General features: G+C 39.7%; 25 protein-coding genes. 6 read left to right on the top strand and 19 right to left on the bottom strand.

Annotated elements, in window-relative coordinates:
- Window positions 1–17 precede the first annotated feature (17 nt).
- The 11 genes from ACT17O_RS06235 to ACT17O_RS06285 form a co-directional block, all read right to left on the bottom strand.
- The gene (locus tag ACT17O_RS06235; protein ID WP_000940836.1) at window positions 18–437 is read right to left on the bottom strand and encodes a F0F1 ATP synthase subunit epsilon; all 420 of its coding nucleotides are present in this window, start codon (window positions 435–437) and stop codon (window positions 18–20) included.
- Between the two features lie 10 nt (window positions 438–447).
- A complete protein-coding gene (gene atpD / locus ACT17O_RS06240) occupies window positions 448–1,854 on the bottom strand; it encodes a F0F1 ATP synthase subunit beta (protein ID WP_000094372.1) in 1,407 nt (468 codons plus the stop codon).
- An 85-nt stretch (window positions 1,855–1,939) separates the two neighbouring features.
- Window positions 1,940–2,818: a F0F1 ATP synthase subunit gamma gene (locus ACT17O_RS06245; RefSeq protein ID WP_444817248.1), complete on the bottom strand. Its 879-nt coding sequence runs from the start codon at window positions 2,816–2,818 to the stop codon at window positions 1,940–1,942.
- Window positions 2,819–2,833: 15 nt separating this feature from the next.
- Window positions 2,834–4,339 (bottom strand): F0F1 ATP synthase subunit alpha, encoded by a 1,506-nt coding sequence (gene atpA, locus ACT17O_RS06250; protein WP_444817249.1) that lies wholly within the window; start codon window positions 4,337–4,339, stop codon window positions 2,834–2,836.
- A 14-nt stretch (window positions 4,340–4,353) separates the two neighbouring features.
- Window positions 4,354–4,890, bottom strand: coding sequence for a F0F1 ATP synthase subunit delta (locus ACT17O_RS06255; RefSeq protein ID WP_000359021.1), 537 nt, complete (start codon window positions 4,888–4,890; stop codon window positions 4,354–4,356).
- Window positions 4,890–5,384 carry a F0F1 ATP synthase subunit B gene (gene atpF / locus ACT17O_RS06260; protein WP_000366311.1) on the bottom strand — a complete coding sequence of 165 codons (495 nt, stop codon included), beginning with the start codon at window positions 5,382–5,384 and terminating at the stop codon, window positions 4,890–4,892. The genes ACT17O_RS06255 and atpF overlap by 1 nt, the downstream gene beginning before the upstream one ends.
- Before the next feature lie 18 nt (window positions 5,385–5,402).
- Window positions 5,403–6,119 (bottom strand): F0F1 ATP synthase subunit A, encoded by a 717-nt coding sequence (atpB, locus tag ACT17O_RS06265; RefSeq protein WP_000392937.1) that lies wholly within the window; start codon window positions 6,117–6,119, stop codon window positions 5,403–5,405.
- A 32-nt stretch (window positions 6,120–6,151) separates the two neighbouring features.
- Window positions 6,152–6,352, bottom strand: a complete 201-nt coding sequence (locus ACT17O_RS06270; RefSeq protein ID WP_001054551.1) for a F0F1 ATP synthase subunit C — start codon at window positions 6,350–6,352, stop codon at window positions 6,152–6,154.
- Between the two features lie 231 nt (window positions 6,353–6,583).
- A complete protein-coding gene (locus ACT17O_RS06275) occupies window positions 6,584–6,895 on the bottom strand; it encodes a CHY zinc finger protein (RefSeq protein ID WP_008279616.1) in 312 nt (103 codons plus the stop codon).
- Window positions 6,896–6,909: 14 nt separating this feature from the next.
- Window positions 6,910–8,196 (bottom strand): peptidase U32 family protein, encoded by a 1,287-nt coding sequence (locus ACT17O_RS06280; RefSeq protein WP_000169095.1) that lies wholly within the window; start codon window positions 8,194–8,196, stop codon window positions 6,910–6,912.
- A 136-nt stretch (window positions 8,197–8,332) separates the two neighbouring features.
- Window positions 8,333–9,031 carry a GntR family transcriptional regulator gene (locus ACT17O_RS06285; protein ID WP_444817250.1) on the bottom strand — a complete coding sequence of 233 codons (699 nt, stop codon included), beginning with the start codon at window positions 9,029–9,031 and terminating at the stop codon, window positions 8,333–8,335.
- Window positions 9,032–9,171: 140 nt separating this feature from the next.
- Here ACT17O_RS06285 and guaA point away from each other — a divergent pair, with 140 nt between their 5' ends.
- Window positions 9,172–10,734, top strand: a complete 1,563-nt coding sequence (guaA, locus tag ACT17O_RS06290) for a glutamine-hydrolyzing GMP synthase (protein ID WP_444817251.1) — start codon at window positions 9,172–9,174, stop codon at window positions 10,732–10,734.
- A 325-nt stretch (window positions 10,735–11,059) separates the two neighbouring features.
- On the opposite strand, the gene ACT17O_RS06295 is transcribed toward guaA, so the two are convergent.
- Entirely contained in the window at window positions 11,060–12,625 is a 1,566-nt protein-coding gene (locus ACT17O_RS06295; RefSeq protein WP_444817252.1) for a hypothetical protein, read from the bottom strand.
- A 475-nt stretch (window positions 12,626–13,100) separates the two neighbouring features.
- Here ACT17O_RS06295 and ACT17O_RS06300 point away from each other — a divergent pair, with 475 nt between their 5' ends.
- From ACT17O_RS06300 to ACT17O_RS06315, 4 genes are read left to right on the top strand one after another with little or no spacing between them, the layout of a single operon-like run.
- The gene (locus tag ACT17O_RS06300) at window positions 13,101–13,874 is read left to right on the top strand and encodes an ABC transporter ATP-binding protein (RefSeq protein ID WP_125425328.1); all 774 of its coding nucleotides are present in this window, start codon (window positions 13,101–13,103) and stop codon (window positions 13,872–13,874) included.
- The gene (locus tag ACT17O_RS06305) at window positions 13,864–15,918 is read left to right on the top strand and encodes an FtsX-like permease family protein (RefSeq protein ID WP_444817253.1); all 2,055 of its coding nucleotides are present in this window, start codon (window positions 13,864–13,866) and stop codon (window positions 15,916–15,918) included. The genes ACT17O_RS06300 and ACT17O_RS06305 overlap by 11 nt, the downstream gene beginning before the upstream one ends.
- Before the next feature lie 32 nt (window positions 15,919–15,950).
- A complete protein-coding gene (locus ACT17O_RS06310; protein WP_444817254.1) occupies window positions 15,951–16,640 on the top strand; it encodes a response regulator transcription factor in 690 nt (229 codons plus the stop codon).
- A complete protein-coding gene (locus tag ACT17O_RS06315) occupies window positions 16,624–17,622 on the top strand; it encodes a sensor histidine kinase (protein ID WP_444817255.1) in 999 nt (332 codons plus the stop codon). The genes ACT17O_RS06310 and ACT17O_RS06315 overlap by 17 nt, the downstream gene beginning before the upstream one ends.
- An 83-nt stretch (window positions 17,623–17,705) precedes the next feature.
- On the opposite strand, the gene ffh is transcribed toward ACT17O_RS06315, so the two are convergent.
- The 4 genes from ffh to ACT17O_RS06335 all read right to left on the bottom strand — a co-directional run bounded on the left by ffh (window position 17,706) and on the right by ACT17O_RS06335 (window position 22,317).
- A complete protein-coding gene (gene ffh, locus ACT17O_RS06320) occupies window positions 17,706–19,277 on the bottom strand; it encodes a signal recognition particle protein (protein WP_444817256.1) in 1,572 nt (523 codons plus the stop codon).
- A gap of 11 nt (window positions 19,278–19,288) precedes the next feature.
- Window positions 19,289–19,621, bottom strand: coding sequence for a putative DNA-binding protein (locus tag ACT17O_RS06325; RefSeq protein WP_000402068.1), 333 nt, complete (start codon window positions 19,619–19,621; stop codon window positions 19,289–19,291).
- 142 nt (window positions 19,622–19,763) lie between these two features.
- The gene (gene tuf, locus ACT17O_RS06330; RefSeq protein ID WP_001040723.1) at window positions 19,764–20,960 is read right to left on the bottom strand and encodes an elongation factor Tu; all 1,197 of its coding nucleotides are present in this window, start codon (window positions 20,958–20,960) and stop codon (window positions 19,764–19,766) included.
- Between the two features lie 235 nt (window positions 20,961–21,195).
- Window positions 21,196–22,317: an AI-2E family transporter gene (locus ACT17O_RS06335; RefSeq protein ID WP_000489829.1), complete on the bottom strand. Its 1,122-nt coding sequence runs from the start codon at window positions 22,315–22,317 to the stop codon at window positions 21,196–21,198.
- 104 nt (window positions 22,318–22,421) lie between these two features.
- Here ACT17O_RS06335 and pbp3 point away from each other — a divergent pair, with 104 nt between their 5' ends.
- Window positions 22,422–23,663 (top strand): D-alanyl-D-alanine carboxypeptidase PBP3, encoded by a 1,242-nt coding sequence (gene pbp3 / locus ACT17O_RS06340; RefSeq protein WP_084857341.1) that lies wholly within the window; start codon window positions 22,422–22,424, stop codon window positions 23,661–23,663.
- Between the two features lie 30 nt (window positions 23,664–23,693).
- Here the strand turns inward: pbp3 and sdbB are convergent, their stop codons facing one another.
- From sdbB to ACT17O_RS06355, 3 genes are all read right to left on the bottom strand, one after another.
- Window positions 23,694–24,239, bottom strand: a complete 546-nt coding sequence (sdbB, locus tag ACT17O_RS06345; RefSeq protein ID WP_000755591.1) for a thiol-disulfide oxidoreductase-associated lipoprotein SdbB — start codon at window positions 24,237–24,239, stop codon at window positions 23,694–23,696.
- Window positions 24,240–24,258: 19 nt separating this feature from the next.
- Window positions 24,259–24,966, bottom strand: a complete 708-nt coding sequence (gene ccdA2 / locus ACT17O_RS06350; protein WP_314977349.1) for a thiol-disulfide oxidoreductase-associated membrane protein CcdA2 — start codon at window positions 24,964–24,966, stop codon at window positions 24,259–24,261.
- Between the two features lie 127 nt (window positions 24,967–25,093).
- The gene (locus ACT17O_RS06355; protein ID WP_000631558.1) at window positions 25,094–25,954 is read right to left on the bottom strand and encodes a methionyl aminopeptidase; all 861 of its coding nucleotides are present in this window, start codon (window positions 25,952–25,954) and stop codon (window positions 25,094–25,096) included.
- Window positions 25,955–25,965 lie beyond the last annotated feature (11 nt).

Consider the following 25,965-nt stretch of genomic DNA (forward strand, 5'->3'; position numbering starts at 1 on the left):
GTTTCAAGTTCATTTTTTTATAGTCTATTTCCGACATTGATACGGTTGATAGCACGTTGCAATGCGATTTTTGCACGACGTTCTTGGTCAATCAAGTGTTTATCATGGGCTTCTTCGATTTCTCGTTCAGCTCGAAGTTTCGCGCGTTCTGCACGACTGATGTCAATATCACGAGCACGCTCTGCTGAGTCTGCTACAATGGTAATGATATCATTAGCAATCTCGATAATTCCTCCGTTCACTGCTATCCAGTTCACATGAGTATCATCATCGATACGTTTTACCTTCACTTCATCAACCGCTAAAACAGCAATCATATTTTCATGTCGTGGCAAGATCCCCATCTCACCATCCAGAGTTCGTACCGATACAAAGCTGGCATGGTGATCATAGACGAGGCCATCTGGTGTCACGATCTGGACAGTTAAATGAGCCATAGATCACCTCTTAAAATCCCATTTTTTCTGCCTTAGCAATGACGTCTTCGATTGAACCGACACCACGGAAGGCATCTTCTGGTAGCTGGTCATGTTTTCCTTCAAGGATTTCCTTAAAGCCACGAACTGTTTCCGCTACTGGCACATAAGAACCAGGTTGACCAGTAAATTGTTCTGCAACGTTAAAGTTTTGAGACAAGAAGAACTGGATACGACGGGCACGTGCAACCAAGGTCTTTTCTTCATCAGAAAGTTCATCCATACCAAGGATAGCAATGATATCTTGTAATTCATGGTAACGTTGAAGGACACGTTTAACCTCAGCAGCAACTGCGTAGTGCTCCTCACCAACAATCTCAGGTGCCAAGGCACGAGAGCTTGAAGCAAGTGGGTCAACGGCTGGATAGATACCCAACTGTACCAACTTACGTTCCAAGTTAGTCGTTGAATCCAAGTGAGCGAAGGCTGTTGCTGGCGCTGGGTCAGTATAGTCATCCGCAGGCACATAGATGGCTTGGATAGAGGTTACAGAACCCTTCTTAGTTGACGTGATACGCTCTTGCAATTGACCCATTTCCGTAGCAAGTGTTGGTTGGTAACCAACGGCTGAAGGCATACGACCCAAAAGGGCAGATACTTCTGAACCAGCTTGAGTGAAACGGAAGATATTGTCGATAAAGAGAAGCACATCTTGGCCTTCTACATCACGGAAGTATTCAGCGATTGTCAAACCAGTAAGGGCAACACGCATACGGGCTCCTGGTGGTTCATTCATCTGACCAAATACCATGGCTGTTTTCTCGATAACGCCTGATTCTTTCATTTCCCAGTATAGGTCGTTCCCTTCACGAGTACGTTCCCCAACACCAGTAAATACTGAAATACCACCGTGTTCTTGGGCAATGTTGTGAATCAATTCTTGGATCAAGACAGTTTTACCAACTCCGGCACCACCGAAAAGTCCAACTTTACCACCTTTAAGGTATGGGGCAAGAAGGTCGATAACCTTAATCCCTGTTTCCAAGATTTCAGATGAGGTAGACAATTCATCAAAAGTTGGAGCTTTCTTATGAATTGGCTGACGCTCAGCGTCCTCAGCGAAAGGAGCATCCAAGTCAATGGTATCTCCCAAAACGTTGAAGACACGTCCCAAAGTTTCTTTACCTACTGGAACGGAGATTGGACGGCCTGTGTCCAAAACTTCCATTCCACGAGTCAAACCATCTGTTGATTCCATGGCGATCGTACGAACCATACCATCACCCAACTCCAAGGCTACTTCAAGGACGATTTTTGTTTTTCTTTCGTCATTTTTGTAGACGACAAGTGCATTGTTAATCTCAGGAAGTGTTTCCCCTGCTGCAAACAAGACGTCTACAACGGGTCCGATAACCTGAGCAATTTTACCTGAACTCATCTCCTTCTCCCATTCTATATAAGATACTGTCGGTTCCTAGTTCAACTAGGTCCTAAGTTCATTTTGATACGAGGGAGGCAAAGCCTTATTCTAAGGCACTAGCCCCCGCTACGATTTCTGTAATTTCTTGTGTAATCGCCGCCTGTCTAGCACGGTTATACTGGATTGTCAAATCATTGATGACCTTCTTAGCATTATCGGTCGCCGTTTGCATGGCTGTCATACCTGCAGCATTTTCAGCTGTCTTGGCATCGATAATAGCCCCGTAAATCATACTTTCGGCATACTGTGGCAACAACTGCTCTAGAATCTCATCACGGCTCGTTTCCAACTCAAAGGTCAAGCTATACTCTTCATCCGCTTCATTTGGATCCAAGTCAACAATCGGAAGCATTTGTTCCACACGCATTTGACTTGTGAGAGTATTGACATGATGGTTGTAACAGACGTACAATTCATCAAAAAGTTCGTTTTGGTACATCTCAATCGTTTTTGAAATAATTTTACGAACTTCATCAAAACTAGGTTGATCTGCCAAGCCACGTAGTTCATAGATTGGCTGAATACCACGAGCCTTAAAGAAATCAGCTCCCATACCACCAATACAGATTATTTCAAAACCTTTACCATCTGGATGGTATTCTTCTTTCAACTCCATAACGGCTTTAAGGATGGAAGCATTATAACCTCCAACCAAGCCACGGTCTGAAGTGATAACGATATAGCCTGTTTTCTGAACTGGGCGACTGATCAGCATCGGATTGGTAGAACCACCAGATCCGTTACCATGCAGAATATCCGTCAAAAGCTTACGAACTTTCTGAGCGTAAACTTGGAAGTTGCGAGCTGCTTCTTCAGAGCGACCGAGTTTGGCAGCCGATACCATTTGCATGGCATTAGTGATTTGACTAGTGTTTTTGGTTGAGGCGATTTTTGTTTTAATATCATTTAGAGATACTGCCATCTGACACCTCTATTCTTATTGGAAGCTGGATTGATTGAGAAACTCTGTAATCGCAGCATCCAAGACTTCTTCTTCTGGCAAGTCTTTTGTTTCACGAATGGTTTCCAAAATCTCTGGATAATGAGCATCAAAGAAAGTATGGAACTCTTCCTCAAAACGAACAATGTCATCTACAGGAATCGTATCCAAGAAACCATGTGTCAAAGCATAGAGAATGGTTACTTGTTTCTCAACAGGTAGTGGTTTATGAACAGGTTGTTTCAATACTTCCACAGTACGACGTCCACGGTTCAACTTAGCCTGTGTTGCTGCATCCAAGTCAGAACCAAACTTAGTGAAGGCTTCCAACTCACGGTATGAAGCAAGGTCGATACGGAGTGTACCAGCAACTTTCTTCATAGCTTTAATCTGTGCTGAACCACCTACACGGGATACAGATGAACCCGCATCGATGGCTGGACGAATACCCGCATTGAAGAGACCATCACCAAGGAAGATTTGTCCGTCAGTGATAGAAATCACGTTGGTTGCGATATAGGCAGAGATATCTCCTGCTTGTGTCTCGATAAATGGTAGGGCTGTAATAGATCCACCTCCAAGTTCATCAGAAACTTTAGCTGAGCGCTCAAGCAAACGACTGTGAAGGTAGAAAACATCCCCTGGGAAGGCTTCACGACCTGGTGGACGACGAAGCAAGAGGGAAAGCTCACGATAAGCGACCGCTTGTTTTGAAAGATCATCATAAACAATCAAAACATGCTTGCCTTGGTACATAAATTCTTCCGCCATAGCAACTCCGGCATAAGGAGCTAGGAAGAGCAATGGAGATGGTTGTGAAGCAGAGGCTGTCACAACGATTGTGTAGTCCAAGGCACCGTACTGGCGAAGTGTTTCTACTTGTGTACGGACTGTAGATTCTTTTTGTCCAATTGCTACGTAGATACAGATCATATCTTGCCCTTTTTGGTTCAAGATTGTATCAATCGCAATAGTTGTTTTCCCTGTCTGACGGTCACCGATAATCAACTCACGTTGACCACGACCAATCGGAACAAGGGCGTCAATAGCTTTCAAACCTGTTTGCAATGGTTCTGATACAGACTTACGTTGCATAACGCCAGGAGCTGGCGCTTCCACTGGACGAGTCTTGTCAGTATGGATATCACCAAGACCATCAACTGGACGACCAAGTGGGTCGACAACACGTCCGATTAGGCTGTCCCCCACAGGTACTTCCATGATTTTACCTGTACGGCGAATAGTATCACCTTCACGAATATCTGTAAAGTCTCCAAGGATGATAATCCCAACATCTGTAGACTCCAAGTTTTGCGCCATCCCATAAGAGCCGTTTTCAAAGACCAACAACTCTCCACTCATGGCATTTTCAAGACCGTGAGCACGCGCAATCCCATCCCCGATATAGGTTACAACACCTGTTTCAGACACATCAAAATTGGGTTTGAAATTTTCAATTTGTTGCTTAATTAAAGCGCTGATTTCTTGTGCGTTAATTGCCAAAAGAACACCACTTTCTATTTCAAATTTTCTTTAACAACTCGAAGTTGTTGTTTTATACTCACATCAATTGTCTTGTGATTGGCAAAAATGACAAAACCACCAATGAGACTTTCATCGATTTGTTCTTTGATAGTCCGAACTTTCAGAGACATTTTTTTCTCAATCAAAGGAAGCAATCGCGCCTTCTGGTCATCTGTTAATGGATGAGCGGAGGCAATCGTTACTTCAAATCGATTCGTTTCTTTTTCAAGTCGACTCAAACAATCTACAATTACTTCATAAAATAAATTTGCTCTGTGATTGTATAGCAGCACCTGAAAAAAGTTTTGCATTAATGGTGACACTGAGTCTTGGAAGAAACGAACGGTTTTTTCCTTATCCGACTCACCTACTGCCACTTGACCTAAAAAAGAAGGCAAGTCTGTTTCTTCTGCGACTTGCTTGATTTGAGCTAAGTCAGAAAAGATACGGTCTTCTTCTCCCTTTTCAATCACCAATTGGACAAAAGGCATGCTGTATTTTTCAATTACCTTTACTGTCTTTTTGTCCATTAAGCTTCTCCTAGCTGATCGATGTACTGATCAATGAGTTCTTTATGGGCTTGTCCGTCAAGGTTTTGTGAGATGATTTTACCAGCGAGACTAATCGTCAAATCTGCTACCTCACCCTTAACGCTTTGTAAAGCTTCCGCTTTATTTTGAGCAATTTCTTGGTTAGCTTTTTCTTTCAAGCGTCCTGCTTCCAGTTTCGCCTCAGCCAAGATGTCAGCTCTACTTTTCTCAGCTGTTTCCTTTGCATTCTCGATAATTGTCTTAGCTTCCGAACGGCTACCTGCCAACTCAGCTTCACGTTTGCTAGCGAGTTCTTCGGCCTTCTTACGGGCAGCTTCTGCTCCGTCAATATCTGAAGAAATTTTTTCAGCACGTTCATCTAAAATATTGGTAAGATTTCCCCAGGCATATTTTTTCACTAAAAAAATTAATAAAAGGAAGGAACCAGCGATAAGAATAAAGTCACCAATAATGGTACTAATAGTTAAATCCATCTTCTAATCCTCCTCTACTTACTCTTCCCCAGCATTTATCTTCTTACCAATGTACATCGATGACAACATGGTAAAGACATAGGCTTGAATACATGAAATGAAAATCGAAAAGGCTGTCCATAACATGTTTGCGATAAAGGCAAAAGGATACCAATACAAAGCATTTTGTGACAAGGCTAATAGCAATCCAGCTAAGACCTCACCGGCAAAAATATTTCCGTAGATCCGAATCGCCAAGGAAGCAAAATTGGTGAACTCTTCTAAAATGTTCATCGGAGTCATAAAGCCAGGTGTAACAAATGCTCTCAAATATTCTTTAACGCCTCTACGACGAACTCCTTCTACATGGGCGATCAAAGTGATCAAGAATGATAGGGATAAATCGTATCCAAGGTTGGCTGTTGGGGAAGTCCACAAGTTATAACCGTTTGTTGTTTGTACTTTTGCCATTAAGCCGATATTATTGGCAACCAAGATAAACAGAAATAGAGAAAACAGAAATAAGGAATAATCCTTGATGTATGATTCTCCAATGTTTGGTTTGGTAAAACCAATCACAAAGTCGTAAATCATCTCAAGAGCATTTTGTTTGCCCTTTGGACGGATGGTCATTTTACGACTTGCCCAGTAGACAAAGGCAAAAACCATCAAAACAGTTACAAGAGACATGGCAAGCAGGGTCAAATCAAAGGATATTGGTCCAATATTAACGGTTGGATTCAAACTTTCTTCCATGGTTTGACACCTCCATTTCTAAATAGAGTTGTCTATTTAATGACAAATGACATCGCCAAGGTTACAAAGAATGTTCCTTCGATAAAGGCAATCCCCATGATCATCAAACTACGCAATTGTGGGATGATGTCTGGTTGGCGTGCTGCAGACTTGAACAAACCGTTCATCAAAAATCCTTCTGCAAGGGATACACCCATACAGGCAAGACATAGACCGAAAAATGTTAAATTCATGATGAATTCTCCTTTTTATTTAAATTTACTTCCTTAGTTTAGTCCTAAAATTTGTTTTTGTCAACTTTTTACTAACATTGAAAGCGTTTCATATGATTTATTTCTATTTTTGCTGTTTTTACCCCATTCTATAGAAAGTTTTTCCATTTTAGATTGCGAATTTTTCTTGATTTTACTCTATTTTCTGAAACAAACTGAAAAATCCAAGTTAAGAACTTGGATCGATTCATTTTATTTAAAATAGTAGGAATAGTGTTGTTTACAACCTGGATTAAATGGTGCACTGCAGTAAGGACAAGCCATCTGTTTTTGGTATTCTTGGAAAGTCATTGTCCTCTTACAACCCCCACATAAGATTGGTCGATCCTCAAAAAGCGCCAAGGGATAGGGAGAAAAAACATGTGTCTCCATAGTATTGTGACACTGATAGCATGCGTAGTATTTTTTGCATTCATAACATTGGAGTGAAACAATATCCTTTTCACTATGATAATGAACACATCTGCTTTCATCATCTACCAATAAACCTTGAGCTTGTATCATTCCCTTTTCCTTATCTAGGCACGAACTGTAACACTTGTCCCGTCTTCCTTATAGAGGTTGATGAGCCCTTCCTTGAGAGCGCGGACCATATCCCCTGCTTGAACAGGTTGTGGAACCTTGATTGTCAAGAGTTCCATTGGATTTGGAGCACGGTCTATTTTATTGCCCTTGGCATCATGAAGATCTTCGATATAAGTTTCAAAATGTCGGAAACCTGGTCCGTAAAACTCAACTTGATCGCCTTCGTTGATGACATTTCGTTGACGAATGGTTGCCGTTTGAGTCGCATCATCATAAGCAACCACTTCAGCGACAAACTTGTATTCAGGAATTTTACGACGAGCGCCAAACAACTGTTCGTTTTCAGACGGTGTACCGTAGTAGAAACCTGTTGCCAATTCACGTTGGGCAACCTTCCACATCTCGTCTACCAAGTCCTGTTTGATGGCTTCAAATTTCTCGGGACTTTCGAGATAAGCATCTACAGCCGCCTTGTAACAGTTGGTCACAGTTGAAACATAGTGGATCGACTTCATACGTCCTTCAATCTTGAGACTGTCTACGCCATTTTCAATCATATCTGGGATATGGTCAATCATAGACATGTCAACGGCTGACATTGAAAATTCTTCTGGAATTTCACCTTTAAGACTTTTACGTTCTTGACCAAAGGGCATGTCATAAAGATCGTATTTCCAACGACAAGACTGAGAACAGCCTCCACGGTTAGCATCACGCATACTCATGTGGTTTGATAGCGTACATCGACCTGAATAAGAAATACACATGGCTCCATGCACAAAGGCTTCAATTTCTACATCAGTACGTTTGCGAATCTCTGCCAATTCTTCCATTGAAACTTCACGGGCCAAAACCACGCGAGTTAGACCAAGTTCTTTCCAGAACTCTAAAGTTTCATAGTTGGTCGCACTGGCTTGGGTTGAAAGGTGGATTTCAAGACCTGGTGCTTCAGTTGCTGCAATCATAATCAAGGCCGGATCCGACACGATAACTGCGGCAATCCCGATGTCACGCAACTTACGGAACCATTCTCCAGCACCAGCTTCGTTTCCTTCGTGCATAACCATGTTAGCAGCCACATAGACCTTGGCACCGTACTTGGCAGCAAACTGCACGCCTTCTTCCATCTGTTCAAAAGTAAAGTTTCCTGCACGGCTACGAAGACCATAGGCCTGCCCACCGATGAAGACTGCGTCCGCACCATATTGAACAGCTACTTTCAGCTTCTCTAAAGTTCCTGCAGGTGATAAAACCTCAGGACGTTTTAATGTTTTTGTCATTTTTTCTCCTATTTGCAATATAAAAGTTTGACGTTTTTCCTTCTCATTTTATAGTAAATAATAGATAAAATCAAGCATAGACAGATTGTTTTGACAATTCTAATCTTTTCTAAAATAAAAAACTAGCCTTTCTAGACTAGTTATTTTCAAGATAAAATTCAAAGCGCTCGCCCACGTATTGACTCTTTACATACTCGAAAGCCGTCCCATCTTCAAGATAAGAGACCTGAGTCAAGGCTAAAATGGCATGCCCTTTCTCGACTTCTAAGTAATGGGCAATCTTTTCCTTAGCCAATCTCGCATAAATGGTCTGTTGGGATTTTCCAATTCGGTAACCATGTTCTTGCAAGGTCTGAAAGAAATGACTGGTTACTTCTTCTTTTTTAAAATTCTTAATAAACTTTTCGGGGATAGAAGCTACTTCATAGACCAGTGGAACTTGATCGGCGTAACGCACCCGTTCCATACGGATGATATTCTCAGTTGGTGAAATCCCAAGTTTTGCGACTTCCTGCTCATTAGGAATAGTTCTTCTATAGGAAATGAGCTGACTGGAAGGGGACTTACCTTGTGACTTGACAATTTCCGTAAAACTGGTTGTCCCTCGCATTTTTTCTTGAACCCGAGTGCTAGAAACAAAGGTTCCGCTTCCAACACGACGCTCCAAAACCCCCTCCTCAACCAAAAGAGAGATGGCTTGTCGCAAGGTCATCCGACTGACTTGAAACTGGTTTGCCAGATCCCGTTCACTTGGCAGTCTTTCTCCTATCATCCAACGATGCTCGTCGATATCTTTTTTTATCTGATCGTGGATTTTCATATAAGCTGGTAACATGCTTTTCACTTCTTTTCTTTATTTTCTCTATTGTACCGTATTTAATTAGAAAAAGTCAAACTTTGCCTTGTTTAGTTGGTAATTCGCCCTCATTTGTGATAAAATATTGAAAAAGATATTTCTTTTGAGAAAGGAAAAAGATGAGCAAGATTTCAACTGATTTGCAAGATGTCGAAAAAATCATCGTACTGGACTATGGTAGCCAATACAACCAGCTGATTTCACGCCGTATTCGTGAAATTGGTGTTTTTTCAGAGCTAAAAAGCCATAAAATTTCAGCTGCAGAGGTTCGTGCGATTAACCCTGTAGGGATCATTCTCTCAGGTGGACCAAATTCTGTTTATGAAGAGGGTTCATTTGACATTGACCCAGAAATTTTTGAACTTGGTATTCCAATTTTGGGAATCTGCTATGGTATGCAACTTCTTACCCACAAACTTGGAGGTAAGGTTGTCCCAGCAGGTGATGCTGGAAACCGCGAGTATGGTCAATCCTCACTTACTCACACTCCTTCTGCCCTCTTTGAAGGTACACCAGAAGAACAACTTGTCTTGATGAGCCACGGGGATGCTGTTACAGAAATTCCTGCTGATTTCGTTCGTACTGGTACATCAGCTGACTGTCCGTACGCATCTATCGAAAACCCTGATAAGAAAATTTACGGTATCCAATTCCACCCAGAGGTTCGTCATTCAGTTCACGGCTATGATATCCTTCGTAACTTTGCCTTGAATATCTGTGGTGCCAAAGGTGACTGGACTATGGACAACTTTATCGAGATGCAGATTCAAAAAATTCGTGAAACAGTCGGTGATAAACGTGTCCTTCTCGGTCTATCTGGTGGTGTTGACTCTTCTGTCGTTGGCGTTCTTCTCCAGAAAGCAATCGGCGATCAATTGATCTGTATCTTTGTAGACCACGGTCTTCTTCGTAAAGGGGAAGCAGACCAAGTTATGGACATGCTTGGTGGTAAGTTTGGTTTGAATATCGTCAAAGCAGACGCTGCAAAACGCTTCCTTGACAAACTTGCTGGCATTTCTGACCCTGAACAAAAACGGAAGATCATCGGTAACGAATTTGTTTATGTCTTTGATGACGAAGCAAGCAAGCTAAAAGATGTAAAATTCCTTGCTCAGGGAACACTTTACACTGACGTAATTGAGTCTGGTACAGATACTGCTCAAACCATCAAATCACACCACAACGTGGGTGGTCTTCCAGAAGACATGCAGTTTGAACTGATTGAACCATTGAACACTCTTTATAAAGACGAAGTTCGTGCCCTTGGTACAGAGCTTGGTATGCCAGACCACATCGTATGGCGTCAACCATTCCCAGGGCCAGGACTTGCGATCCGTGTCATGGGTGAAATCACTGAAGAAAAACTTGAAACAGTACGCGAATCAGACGCAATCCTTCGTGAAGAAATTGCCAAAGCGGGACTTGACCGCGATATCTGGCAATATTTCACTGTCAACACAGGCGTTCGTTCAGTAGGCGTTATGGGTGACGGTCGTACATATGACTACACCATTGCCATCCGCGCTATCACTTCTATCGATGGTATGACAGCTGACTTTGCCAAAATTCCTTGGGATGTCCTTCAAAAGATTTCTGTACGTATTGTAAATGAAGTGGACCACGTCAACCGTATCGTCTACGACATTACAAGTAAACCACCTGCAACTGTTGAGTGGGAGTAGAGTAAGTTATTCAAAAAAACGCTTGAAATCAATGATTTCAGCGTTTTTATTTTTCCCATAGCACCAATTTAGCACCAAAACTATTCTTCAGTGTCTAAATCTAAAATCTTTTTAACAGTTTTAGTACTCTCTACATATATTCCCTTCTTTGATTCGCTAACAATTCTGAAATAATCACTATCATTTTCATTTAATTCATAAACACGATATAAATCATTTTTAACTTCTAACTCGCTACTTAACTTTTTTTCTGATTCATTTTACCGTCATTAAATCATGTTCCTATTCATATATTTATTATAAAACAACCTACTTTATTAGCAAATTAATCGGATTTTAGATTTATTTTTCCTTTCACCATATCTGGTGTAAACTTCGATGTTATTTCATATTCAATTGTTCTAGGAACATTTTTAAATAATAGTTTAGAAGGAAATGCCATTGAAATGTTATGTTTCAAATACTCAATATCAAACCTTAAAATATCAGATTCTGGTTTATCAAAATATCTGTATATAAATATATCGTTTAATGAATCTTTATAATAGTTTTTTTGGCTTTCATAACTAGATGTTCTATTATATGTTAGAAGTGGAGAAACATTTATTTCTTCTGACCGTAATAAGGATTGCTGAGGATAATCATATGCGCAAACAGTATCAGTTTCTTCAATTTTAAATAGGATTTCTTCTATTTTAATTTCCTGTACCTCCCCTATTATATTTTCTCCTGGATACAATAAGTCATGTTGTTTCAAAAGACAACCTTTAGGTACAATTAGTTTAATATCAATATCTTCATCATATGTCTTACCTATATTAGAAACCATTAACTCTATATATTCAATGTTATCCATGAATGTAAAATATTCTGTGTATTCATTGAATGATATTATTTCCCAGTATAATTTTTTTAATAAAGAAAATCGGTTCCTTTCTTCATCAGTTCCAATATACGAAGGCGCACTTTTTCCGAAAGGCGTTGGCACTTGAATTTTATGTTTCTTCAAATTTCCTAAACACCAGAAATTCTCATGTAGTTTGATTTCCTCTTTGATTGCAAAATCGTTTATTAGTTTTTTAAAATCATCACTAATAGTCACATCATCAGCTATTTTAGACAGAAAATTAACGTTTTCTTCTTCATTTAGAGAAAGAGTCAACTTTTTAGTATTATTATCTACTTTAGTTGGAACCTCAGAAATAACAGTTTTATTTAATTCTTCAATATAGTCAATAATTTTCTTGTAGTTTTCATTTAAAAATTTTGACTCTAGTAAATTAAATTTTATAGGAACAGAACATTCGTCGGAAGATGTATTCTTATCTCTTATCGTTAAAAGAGGTTTTAATTGTTCATTTTGAAAAGTTTCTTTCTCGTCAACTAAATTTAAAAAATATAATGTTAAGTGATTTGTAAAATGACGTTTAAATTCACTTTTGTCCTTAACTGTAAAAAATATTCCTCTATCCTTATATCTTTCTTTGAAATTTTTTACAGCGGCAAATTGCTCCTCATTTATTTCTGAAGGAGTTATAGGAATATCTAAAAAATACATAAAAACTTGTTTTTTTGCTAATAACATCTCCTCAATTTCTTCTTCCGTTCCAGAACCATACCTATCTGTTGCAGTGCCAAATCTTGTCCAAAATATAGCAACAGCTGCATCACAGTCCCTAACAATTTGCTTATTTAATAATTCCTGTGGTTTATCACCCGACTCAGGAAAACTATCCGTTGACCAATGCTTGACTGATACTTGTATATTATTCAAACTACCATAAACTTTATTAAAGTTATCAACAGCTTCTTTAATTAACTCAAGATAATCATTAACATCTCCGGGGCAAGAAATCAATAAATCGTAAACAGTCACTCCTTTTCTTGGCATCAATGCATCCTCCAATAACTTAATATAATATTACATAGTTTTATGTTTTGTATTAGATATACTTCTAAACAAAAACTGAAAGTTTGACCTATTATAATTATAAATTAAAATAACAGTAAAATCAATTCATTTACTGTTATATTATTAGTTAGAGAAATAAGATTCACTTATCTATTTAACGCAATTTAATTCTATGCTGATTCCCATTAAATTTACTCTTTCTGATATTATTATCACTTACCACTACTTTCCCAATCATTCTGGTTACTTATTCTCTCATAGCATTTGCTTTTAAATTGGAGTATCTTCTGAGACTCCCTTTTTAAATCCCTAAAACCATGCTATAATATAATAAGTATAGCTCCAATAACCTGACTATAAAAGTCAGCGATAAAGAATTCTTACATCATCCGTAAGTGTTATTCTACTCTGATTCATATTATAATGAAAGTAACAAAAGATGGAGGTATTTCACATGGAAACCATTTTACGAGTAGAATCATTAAAAAAGCATTATGGAAAAGAGCCGAATATCACCAAAGCCTTGAACGGTATATCTTTTCAAGTTGTCAAAGGTGAATTCTTAGGGATTATGGGGAGCAGTGGTTCTGGGAAAACAACCCTTCTTAACTGTCTCGCTACCATTATCAAACCAACTGACGGATCCATTCAAATGCAAGAAAAGGATTTAGGTCAGTTAAAAGGTAGTCAGTTAGCTGATTATCGTGGCAAGGAAATCGGCTACCTCTTTCAAAATTTTGAGCTTTTGGACAATCTGACAGCCAAAGAAAATATTTTACTTCCCTTATCTTTGCACAAGGTCGATGCCAACGAAAGTAAGGTTCGATTAGAATTGCTTTCCCAATATCTGGATATTTCTGAACTTCTGGATAAGTTCCCATCTCAATTATCAGGTGGTCAACGGCAAAGGGTAGCTGCTGCGCGTGCTTTGATTTTAGACCCTAAGATTGTATTTGCAGATGAACCCACAGGAGCTTTGGATTCAAAAAATGCGACCATTTTGATGCAAAAATTAGCTGAAATGAATCAAGTGGAAGAAACCACCATTCTCATGGTGACACACGATTCAGTCGCAGCCAGCTTTTGCAACCGCATCTTGTTTATCCAGGACGGAAAACTATTCCATGAAATCCGACGCGATTATCCAAGAGAAAGTCAGGAAGATTTTTACCACAGAATACTAAAGGTCATGGCTGCACTGGCTGGAGGTGATGGCAATGTTTTCTAAATTAGTTTCAAGAAATAGCAAGAGAGATCGAAAGAATAACGGCTTGTATTTTAGTTCCATGGTTCTTTCTATTATCTCCTTTTACATCATCCTTTCTTTGTCCCATCAAGATGTGATGATCTTTCTAAAACAAATAGAAAGTGACGCTGTAAATAAACTCTTTAGCATGATTCCCATTCTTTATGTAGCAACTCTCTTTATCCTCTTTTTTCTAGTCTACTTCGCAAGCAGTATGCAGATGGAAAGGAGAAAATATGAATTTGGTGTCTATCTCACACTGGGAATGCGAAGAAGCAAACTGTTCTTGCTACTCCTGCTCGAGGATTTGAGAAACAGTGTCCTTGCCCTTGGAATAGGCCTTCCAATTTCTATCTTGATATCAGAACTAATCAGCCTAATAACCGCTAAAATTGTGGGACTAGGGATTATTGAACATCAATTTTCTCTATCTACCACAGCTCTAGTCTATACAGTCATCGGCTTTCTAGCCGTAAAATTAGCTGTTTTTGTCCTTTTAAGTGCAAAGACGGCCAATAAGGAAATCGGAGATCTTCTTGCCTATTCTCCTTCTGGGATGAAGAAACTACTTCCCAAGGGCGTATACCTTCTTGCTTCCGTCCTCGGAATCTTGCTTCTCGGAACAGCCTATTACTTGGGGATGAGTGGACGAGCTTGGGAAAGTGTCATAACCATGGGCTTCACTGTTCTCTTGGGAACTTTTGGAACTATCCTCCTCTTCTTTGGTATGCGTTTATTTATAGACATTCTGGTCAATCTTGGTAGCAATCGAAAACTCCATACCTATAATTTTAGACAGATTCAGGAATTAGTTATCCAGCGCTCAACTATACTGGCCATCTGCTCCCTCTTAATCTTCTCTGCCTTATGCCTCTTTGGAGCAGGTGTTGCCATTGCAAGCGGCAATTCTGGCAATCAGGCTCATGTCTTAGATTATACATTTAGAGATAGCAAGCAGGAAACAGATGAAAATCTTGATGTGAATACAGTTAAAAAAGAGCTTGAAGCAGAAGGACTAGCTTCACAGTTCTCAAAGATTCTACAAATCAAAGTCGGGAAACCAAAAGAAAACGAGTCCGTGGCCTTTGAACAGTTTATCAAGGTATTAAAAGAGCAAAGAGACAGTAAAAACAAGGAAATTTTGCTCCAAAGATTTAAACAGTCTACTACTTCCCACCTCATACCAGTTTCCGAATACAATGAACTTAGAAAGGCTGCCAATCTCCCTCCTCTAGAATTAACTAGCAAGGAAGCCTACTTGTATATGGGGAAAGATTTTCTCCCAGATGAAAGTCTCGTCAACTCTGTCCTAAAGACAAATCCTCAAATCAACGTCATGGGAAATGATGTAAAATTGATTGGACAGGTGGAGTCTTTACCGATTGTAACGGATCGTGAAATCACTCTCTCTGTTGCCCTCATAGTCCCAGATGAAGTCTTTATGAACTATACAGATGGTCGCTACTCGAACTATGTCAGCGCTATCTTGGCTCCTGAGCTGGTCAAAGAAAAGGGCTTGATGAGGGCTATCTCAGATACCAATGAAAAGCTAAATCGAACCTCTCTTGGTTATGAAAGCTATCTACAAAATATGGGAAGACAATTATTTTACATTATCTCTGCCAGCTATATCACTATCTATCTGGCTATCATCTTCCTTGTTGTCGCAAATACAATCATCGGCGTTCAGTTTTTGATGGGACAAAGACAATCCTACAGACGATACCAAACCTTGATCCATCTCGGAGCCAACTACGAAACTCTATGTAAATCGTCAGAAAAGCAAATCAACTGGTATTTCGGTCTACCAATAGCCCTTGCACTTCTCAGTAGTAGCTTCGGAGTGAGCTCCCTCCTCACAGGAATAGTACCCGCTAGCGCAAGAATGGTTATGGGGCAAAAATTTATCACAGCCATGCTGATAGTACTGCTCTTAGCTGGTTTTGAAGCCATCTATATCAGAATTGTAAAGAGAAACAGCAACAAGTACTTATTATCCTTGATGGAACCAAAAAGAGAGGAATAAAATTTAAAAAGCGAGGAAAAGGAGGAATTAATATGAAGCATATTCTGGTAATTGAAGATGAAGCCTTGATTCGAAATGAAATTGTCATCTTGTTAGAGAAAGCTGGTTACCAAGTTGATAAGTTGACTGACTTCAAAGATACAAGCCAGCAAGTGCTGCAATACGATACAGATCTAATCATACTGGATTTGAATTTGCCGGGAGAAACAGGTTTTCAAATTTGTAAAAATCTCAAGTCCAAACTCTCTGTGCCCATATTGGTTCTCACCTCTCGTGAACAATTAAAAGATGAAATCTACGCCCTGAAATTAGGGGCAGACGAGTACTTAACAAAGCCTTTCAAGAAAGAAAGATTTTTGGCACGTATAGAAAATATCTTGAAACGCTATGAAGGAAGACAAAATCTACTTGAAAAAGATAATTTTCTGCTGGATCGAAATACCTATACCCTTTATATCAAAGGACATTCGATTTTACTCCCCCAAAATCAAGGGAAATTGTTAGAAACCTTATTAGAGGCAACTGATTCTGTCGTCACAAAAGAAGAACTAAGCATGAAACTGTGGAATACAACTGAGTTCATCGATGAAAATGCCCTTCAAGTAAACATTGCAAGGCTCAAAAAGGTGATGAGACAGGCTGGCATTGCACTTCAAGTCAAGTCCGTCAGAGGTATTGGTTACAAGCTAGAAGAGGTAAGTCCAGATGAAACAGAATCTTAAATATCTAGCTACTTACCTGCCCTGGTTACTTGTTCTTTTAGCATTTGATCTATTCACAGCTGTCCTGCTTTGGCTTTCAGACGTGAGAAAGTTTCAAGTCCTCATCCTCCTCTATCTCTTAGCTACAGTCCTACTCTTTTTTATCCTATCATTCCTACTTATAAGAAAAGAAAGAAAGAAAGTAGCTACTTATAAGGCTTTCATAGACAATCCTAAGATGGATACGGAGCTGGAATTATTACGTTTATCAACTGTCTCAGAGAAAGAAAGCATCGAAGAAATCGCAAATGCGCTCTACCAAAGGCAGGCGGAAATAGGAAAGATCAATTCATTACTAGCCGACTATGAAGACTATGTTGAAAAGTGGGCTCATGAAATCAAACTCCCTCTATCTCTTCTTTCCCTCCTTTTGGACAACCAAAGTGACCAACTGCCAAAGGATACAGCTTTTAAGTTGGATTATGTAAAAAATCAAATCCAAGGAAATGTATCACAGATACTATTCTATTACAGGGTTAAAAGTGAAAAAAATGATTTTCTATTTGAAGATGTCGACCTCCAAGAGTGTATTCAGGATCTTTTGGAAAACTTTGATCCCTTGCTTAAAGAAAAGAATTTTACGATTCATCTAGAAAATATACAGGGAAACTACTACACCGATCAACGCAGTTTTGAATTTATCCTGTCTCAAATCCTAGCCAACTCCATTAAATATAGCTCCGACAAGCCCGAACTCAATATTTATATATCAAAAGACAAGGGATGTTCAAGTCTGATTATTAGGGATAATGGCTGCGGAGTTAAAGCTTGCGATCTCCCTCATATCTTTGAAAAAGGATTTACTGGTGATTCAGGTGATACAAGGAAAAAATCAACAGGTATGGGGCTCTATCTTGTCAAACAATTAGCAGATGCTTTAAAAATCGACATCGCAGTAAAATCCGAATGGATGCAAGGATTTGAGATTACTCTTTCTATTTAGTAATTTTTCGATTAAGAAAATTGCCTAGTCATAGAAAGCACATATTTTATATCAAAAAGGAAAGCTCTTCTGCTTTCCTTTTCTTATTTCCGCTTCTTCTTCGCTTTTTTCATTTTGTTGGCCATGCGTTTCATAGACTGTTTCATGGCAAATTCACCAATTTTACCTTTAAGTCCACCACCAAACATCTGGCTCATATCTGGCATTCCAGCTCCTCCAAGAGCTGACATATCTGGCATGCCGCCTTGTCCCATCATGCCTTCAAGGGCAGACATATCCATACCGCCCATATTTGGCATGTTTTTTGGAAGGTTATTTGGATTGATTCCCATTTGTTTCATCATCTTGTTCATATCACCAGACATGACACCTTGCATGAGCTGTTTGGCCTGGTTAAAGTCCTTGATGAATTTATTGACTTCAACAAAGGTATTTCCAGAACCTGCAGCGATACGACGGCGACGACTTGGATTTAACAAATCAGGATTTTCACGCTCTTCAGGAGTCATAGAAGACACGATGGCACGTTTACGCGCAATCTGGCGCTCATCCACCTTCATATTTTGAAGAGCTGGATTGTTAGCCATACCTGGAATCATCTTGAGTAAGTCTTCCATTGGCCCCATATTTTGCACCTGATCCAATTGATCGATGAAATCATTGAAATCAAAGGTGTTTTCACGCATCTTCTCAGCCATTTCAAGGGCTTTTTGCTCATCGTATTCCTGAGAAGCTTTCTCGATCAAGGTCAGCATATCCCCCATACCAAGGATACGGCTTGACATACGATCTGGGTGGAAGGTTTCGATATCTGTAATCTTTTCACCCGTACCAGTGAACTTGATTGGTTTACCAGTGATATGACGAACAGATAGGGCCGCACCACCACGAGTATCCCCATCAATCTTGGTAAGAATAACCCCAGTCACTTCTAACTGAGCATTAAACTCACGGGCGACATTGGCCGCTTCCTGACCGATCATGGCATCAATGACGAGCAGTATTTCATTTGGTTGAGCCAAGGCCTTAACATCACGAAGCTCATTCATCAAGAGTTCATCAATCTGCAAACGCCCTGCCGTATCAATCAAAACATAGTCGTTGTGATTAGCCTGCGCTTGCTCCAAACCTTGTCGAACAATCTCAACAGCTGGTACTTCTGTTCCAAGAGCGAAAACAGGAACATCAATCTGTTGTCCAAGTGTCTTCAACTGGTCAATGGCAGCTGGGCGGTAAATATCCGCTGCAATCATCAAAGGACGTGCATTTTCTTCCTTCTTGAGTTTGTTAGCCAGCTTACCAGCAAAGGTTGTTTTACCAGCCCCTTGCAAACCAACCATCATGATAATCGTAGGAATCTTTGGTGACTTGATAATTTCAGCTGTATCAGATCCTAAAATGGCTGTCAATTCCTCATCAACGATTTTGATAATCTGTTGTGCTGGATTAAGGGTATCAATGACCTCGTGTCCGACTGCGCGTTCACGAACCTTCTTGATAAAGTTCTTTACAACTGGCAAAGCAACGTCGGCTTCCAGCAAGGCCAAACGAATTTCTTTGGTTGCTTCTTGGACATCAGCCTCAGAGATTTTTCCTTTTTTACGTAGATTTTTAAAGACGTTCTGCAAACGTTCTGTTAAATTTTCAAATGCCATTTTTCTTCCTCTTATTCTCTATTATCAATGCTTGTTAAAACTTCTATCTGCTCCTGCAGAAAGTCATCCTTGGGATAACGCTCCAAGATCTGGTCAAAAATCTGACTGCGGACAATGTAGTCCGAATACATGTGCAGTTTCATCTCATAATCTTCTAGAATCTTTTCCGTCCGCTTGATATTATCATAGACAGCCTGACGACTGACACCGAACTCTTCAGCAATCTCAGCAAGACTATAATCATCAGCATAATAGAGTTCTATATAGTTCATCTGCTTGTCTGTCAAAAGCGCCGCATAAAATTCAAAAAGGGCGTTCATACGATTGGTTTTTTCGATTTCCATAACTTTTATTATACCAAAAAAACGATTATACTGCTAGAATAGAAGCACTTCAAATAGAGTAAGAAGAAAAAAAAGAACCTTGCAAAGCAAGATTCTTTTAGTGTCTGACTTAAATAATTGTTCTTCTGGGAACTTAATCGAATTAAGCTTCGATTTCTGTAACCATACCTGAACCAACAGTACGTCCACCCTCACGGATAGAGAATGTAGTACCTTGTTCTACGGCGATTGGGTGGATCAACTCAACGTCGATAGTCACGTTATCACCAGGCATTACCATTTCAGTACCTGCAGGAAGTTCGATTGAACCTGTAACGTCAGTAGTACGGAAGTAGAATTGTGGACGGTAGTTGTTGAAGAATGGAGTGTGACGTCCACCTTCTTCTTTAGTAAGGATGTAGACTTCACCTTTAAATTTAGTGTGTGGGTTGATTGAACCTGGTTTAGCGATAACTTGTCCACGTTCGATTTCGTCACGTTGAACACCACGAAGAAGGACACCTACGTTATCTCCGGCAAGACCTTCGTCAAGTTGTTTACGGAACATTTCAACACCAGTAACAACTGCTTTTGAAGTTTCTTCTTTGATACCAACGATTTCGATTTCGTCGTTGACACGAACAGTACCACGGTCGATACGTCCTGAAGCAACTGTACCACGTCCAGTGATTGAGAATACATCTTCGACTGGAAGAAGCAATGGTTTGTCAGTGTCACGTTCTGGTTCTGGAATGTACTCATCAACAGTGTTCATCAATTCCATGATGATGTCTTCGTATTTAGAGTCACCTTCAAGAGCTTTAAGAGCTGAACCTTGGATAACTGGAAGATCGTCACCTGGGAAGTCGTATTCTGAAAGAAGGTCACGGATTTCCATTTCAACCAATTCAAGCAATTCTTCGTCGTCAACCAAGTCAATTTTGTTCATGAAGACGATAAGGTGTTTAACACCAACCTGACGTGAAAGAAGGATGTGCTCACGAGTTTGTGGCATTGGTCCGTCAGTTGAAGCTACTACAAGGATAGCTCCGTCCATTTGGGCAGCACCAGTGATCATGTTTTTAACGTAGTCCGCGTGTCCTGGAGCGTCGATGTGAGCGTAGTGACGTTTTTCAGTTTCGTACTCAACGTGTGCAGTGTTGATAGTGATACCACGTTCGCGTTCTTCTGGAGCAGCATCGATAGATGCATAGTCTTTAGGTTGGTTAACTGACGAAGGCAAGCGACGTGCCAAAACAGTTGTGATAGCTGCAGTTAGGGTAGTTTTACCGTGGTCAACGTGTCCAATAGTACCAATGTTAACGTGTGGTTTACTACGATCGTATTTTTCTTTTGCCATTTGAGTAAAAGCCTCCAATAAAATATATTTTATAGATAGACAGTAGGCAATACAGTCTAACTTTCCTTACTATTTTATCAAATTTCTGCTAAATTGCAAGTGTTTTACACATATTTTGTGAATTAATCTAAATCTTATCAAATCCTGTTCTTCTGCTTCTTTATGGCAATATGAATTCAAACTTATTTTGTTTGGAAGATAGTATTTTCATCAAAAAAATCAGGTTTCCCTGATTTTAATTTGATTCTGTTTTTTCCAGTTCCTTAGCTTCTTTATGAGCTTCTTTATGGTTTTCATATAATTTCGCTAGGAACTTAGTAATTTCTTTAAAAATAGAGTAAGTAGGTACTGCTACGACCATCCCTATGACACCGTAGATATTACTTGACAGTAAGAGGAGAACCAAAATCGTAATCGGGTGCACTTTCATAACCCCTCCAACGATACGTGGATAGAGAACATTTCCATCAATCTGCTGAATAATGAGCATATAAGCAACCGCAATCAACATACGATGAGGATCCGTGAACACATTGGCAATCACCATTGGAATCAAGCCAATACTTGGACCAACATAAGGAATCAAATTTGCGATTCCAGAGAAAATAGCAAAAACTAAGGCGTACTTTAATCCGATAACGCTATAGCCAATATAGGCTAAACATCCAATAATAACCGCATCAATCGCAATCCCACTGATATAACGGGCTATAGTTGTATTGAGATTGGTTAAAAGGCTAGAAAGATTCAATTTGTCATGCTTTAAGACGGTACGTTCCAACATTGGTAGCAACTTATGACCATCCAACAAGAAATAAATCAAGAATACAGGGGTCATAATGAGAATCAGAACTGTACTAAACAAGGCTGAGAGAACGCTTCCTAAACTGTTGCTGACGCTATTAAGGATATTCTGTAGGATATCCACATAGGAGAGATTAAGTTGTTGAATTGTTTGTTGAATATCAATATTTTGGAAGACTGGATTCATGGACAAATCGATGATCAAATCTTGTAGTCTACTATAGATGTTTTGACTAGAAATAATCAAGCTGGTCAACTGATTAATCAAAATCGGCAAGAGATAAACGACCCCTACAACGATAGCACCAATCAAGGCACAAAGAGTGACCAAGACACCAATTAGACGATTGATCTTACATCTCTTTTCTAAGAAAGTAACGACTGGATTTGTAATGTAGTAAAAAAATCCACCAAGCAAAAATGGAATCATGATGGTATTCACAACTGTCACGAAGGGAGTAATGATGGCTCCCATTTCTCTCCAAAGATAGAAAATCAGTGTTAATAATAAAATTTCAGCTGTCCAAAAAAATAATTTGTTTCTACGGAACATAGGTATCCTCCTTCTCTCTATTTTACCACATTTCTGAAAAAGATAAGATGGCTTTAGTAAAAAAGCGAGAATATTTTTTTTCTTTATGATAAAATAAAGCTAATATGAAAAAAATAATTTTATCTTTTATGACACTGTTGGTTTTTGGAACAGCTTCTACTGTTTCTGCTCAGGAGTTTGATGTTGCTGCTAAACATGCTATTGCTGTCGAGGCTACAACTGGAAAAATCCTCTATGAAAAAGATGCAAATCAGCCTGTAGAAATTGCTTCTATTACAAAACTGGTTACAGTTTATTTGGTCTATGAAGCTCTGGAACAAGGAACTATCAGCCTATCTACACCTGTTGATATTTCAGATTATCCTTACAAACTTACAACTAATTCTGAGGCGAGTAACGTCCCTATGGAAGCTCGAAATTATACTGTTGAACAGCTATTAGAGGCTACAATGGTATCCAGCGCGAACAGCGCTGCGATTGCACTAGCAGAAAAGATTGCTGGTTCTGAGAAAGACTTTGTAGACAAGATGAGGGCTAAACTTCTTGAATGGGGAATTCAAGATGCAACTATTGTAAACACTACTGGTTTAAATAATGAGACCCTGGGCGATAATATCTATCCTGGTTCTAAAAAAGACGATGAAAACAAGTTGAGTGCCTACGACGTTGCAATCGTCGCTCGTAACCTCATCCGAGATTATCCTCAAGTTTTGGAAATCACCAAAAAGCCAACTTCTACCTTTGCAGGACTTGAAATCCACTCAACCAACTATATGTTGGAAGGAATGCCTGCCTATCGTGGTGGTATCGATGGACTAAAGACAGGTACTACCGATAAAGCTGGCGCTTCATTCGTGGGAACAACTGTTGAGAAAGGGATGCGTATTATTACGGTTGTTTTAAATGCAGATCAACAAGATACTAACCCTTATGCGCGTTTTACAGCAACTTCTGCACTTTTAGATTATATTTCTGCAAACTTCGCCTTAAAAACTGTCGTTCAGAAAGGTGAAGCATACAATGATAGTAAAGTAACAGTTCTGGATGGTAAAGAAGATAATGTGACAGCTGTCGCTAAGTCAGACATTTCCATCGTCCAACGCATCGGAAGCGGTACTACACCAACTCTCCAATTCACACCGAAATCAACATCAGAAATGGCTCCATTGGAAGAAGGCAAGGTTGTTGGTACTCTAACCTATGATGATCAGGATTTGGTCGGTCAGGGCTATCTCACTTCCGACAAACCATCTTTTGAAATGGTTTCTGAAAAGAAAGTAGAAAAAGCCTTCTTTTTGAAGGTTTGGTGGAATCAATTTATCCGCTTTATCAATGAAAAACTATAAAAAAAATCGCAAACAATCGCGATTTTTTCTTTATTTCATTTCTTTAAAAGCCGCTTCTGCATCAGCATTGCTAATAGCACCAAATTGGATTTTTCCGATTTTTCCTTGACTGTCAATCAAGTATTCCGTTGGAATACTACGAATTTGGTAGGCTTGGAAGGTGGTTGCTTGCGTATCATATAGAACTGGTATATCCTTGTAGCCTTGCTCTTGGTACCATTTTGGAAAATCTTGAACTGTTTTTTCACCTTGTAAACCAGGTGCAATGACACTCAAGATTTCAAAGTCTCGATCTTGTTTGGCAGCTAGTTCCATCAGCTCAGGCATGCTTTTTTTACATGGTCCGCACCAAGAAGCCCAGAATTTCAAATAGACCTTTTTCCCTTTATAGTCTGATAACTTCACTTCTTTACCATCCATAGACTGCAAGGTGAAGTCTGGCGCATCCTTACCAACTGCGATTTGTTGTACAGCAGGCTGTTTGGGACTGCTTGTCTGTTTGGTTTCTTTTTCACCACAGGCAATCAATAAGAATAGAGACATGAGGCTCAATCCAGCAAAAATAACTTTTTTCATTTTTTCTCCTTTTATCCAATTATCCAAGAATTCCTGACAAGGCATTTAACTGCCCTAGCATTAATAATAATCCCATCAAAATAATCAAAGCTCCCCCGATTTTCTTTAGTAGGATCATATGGGGTTTTAATTTACTAAAATAGGGCATAATCCAGCCCGAAGCCAAGGCCAAAACAATGAAAGGAAGGGCCATTCCCAATGTGTAAACTAAGGTTAGTAAGGCTCCTTGCCAAGCACCACTGCCACCTGAAGCTGCTAGGGCCAATACTGAACTTAAGACTGGTCCGATACAAGGGGTCCAACCAAAACTAAAGGTTATCCCAAGTAAAAAGGCTGACAGATAGTGATTAGACTTGGATTGTTTGAAGGTGACTGTCTTTTGAATCTCCAGTTTATTGAAATGCAAGATTTCCATCTGGTGAAGACCCAAAAGGATAATGACTGCTCCCATAGTATAACGAAACCAGTCTGCATAGAGCATGTGCCCTAGGAATCCAGCTCCAAATCCTAAAATAAAGAAAATGAGGGAGATTCCTGCAATAAAGCACAAGGTTCGAATTAAACCAGACCATGCAACGTCTCTTCCAAAAAAGCGAAAGCTTTTCGAATTCCCCTGATCATCCAGTAAAATACCAGCATAGACAGGTAGCAAAGGAAAGATGCAGGGTGAAAAGAAGGACAGGATACCTGCTAAAAAAACTGATACTAGAAATATAATCGACTCCAACGAATTACCTACTTTCTCAAAATTCTAATCCTATTTTACTACAAAAGGATAAATTTGTAAGAAGTCTGCTACGCTTATTTATTTTGATAAAATTTGACACAAAAAAAGGAGCTAAGCTCCCTTTTTTTTAATACGTTCCTTCTTCGCCTTGGCTAGTCAAGATAACTGGACCGTCTTTGGTAATCACGAACTGGTGTTCATATTGGCAAGACAGGCCGCCATCTATAGTCTTATGAGCCCAGCCAGTCTTCATATCTGTATCAATTTCCCAGTCACCAGTATTAATCATGGGTTCAATGGTTAGTACCATTCCTTCACGGAGACGGAGTCCACGACCTGCAATACCGTAGTTAGGAACCATTGGCTCTTCGTGCATTGTTGGACCAACACCATGACCAACCAAATCACGTACAACCCCATAACCGCGACTTTCAGCGTATTCTTGAATGGCTGCACCGATATCACCGATACGATTGCCAACAACTGCTTGCTCAATTCCTTTATACATAGCTTCCTTGGTCACATCCATCAAGTTTTTCACTTCTTCAGACGGTGTACCAACCGCATAAGCCCAACATGAGTCAGCTAAACCGCCAGTATAACTTTGGGTGTATTTCTTCATTTGCTCAACATTGTTGAAGTTGAGTTTAGATACATTGAGGTCGGATTTGGCAATCGGACCACCCAGTACCATGTCAACCTTGAGCAAATCGCCATCTTTCAAGATGTAATGACGTGGAAAAGCGTGAGCTACTTCGTCATTGAGAGAGCAACAAGTGGCATAGGGGTAATCCATGACTGCACCATCCACGCCTATCTGTAAAGGAAGGAAATTCTCCTCTTTACAACGTCGACGAACGTACTCTTCAACTTCCCACATATCCACGCCCGGCTTAATCAAATCACGTAAGCCGATATGGATACTTGCTAGGAAATCACCAGCCTTATCCATGGCTTCGATTTCACGTGCTGATTTTAAAGTTATCATTTTTTCTCCTA

It is taken from the genome of Streptococcus sp. HJ1 (genome assembly GCF_052399005.1).
In the GTDB taxonomy this organism is placed as follows: domain Bacteria; phylum Bacillota; class Bacilli; order Lactobacillales; family Streptococcaceae; genus Streptococcus.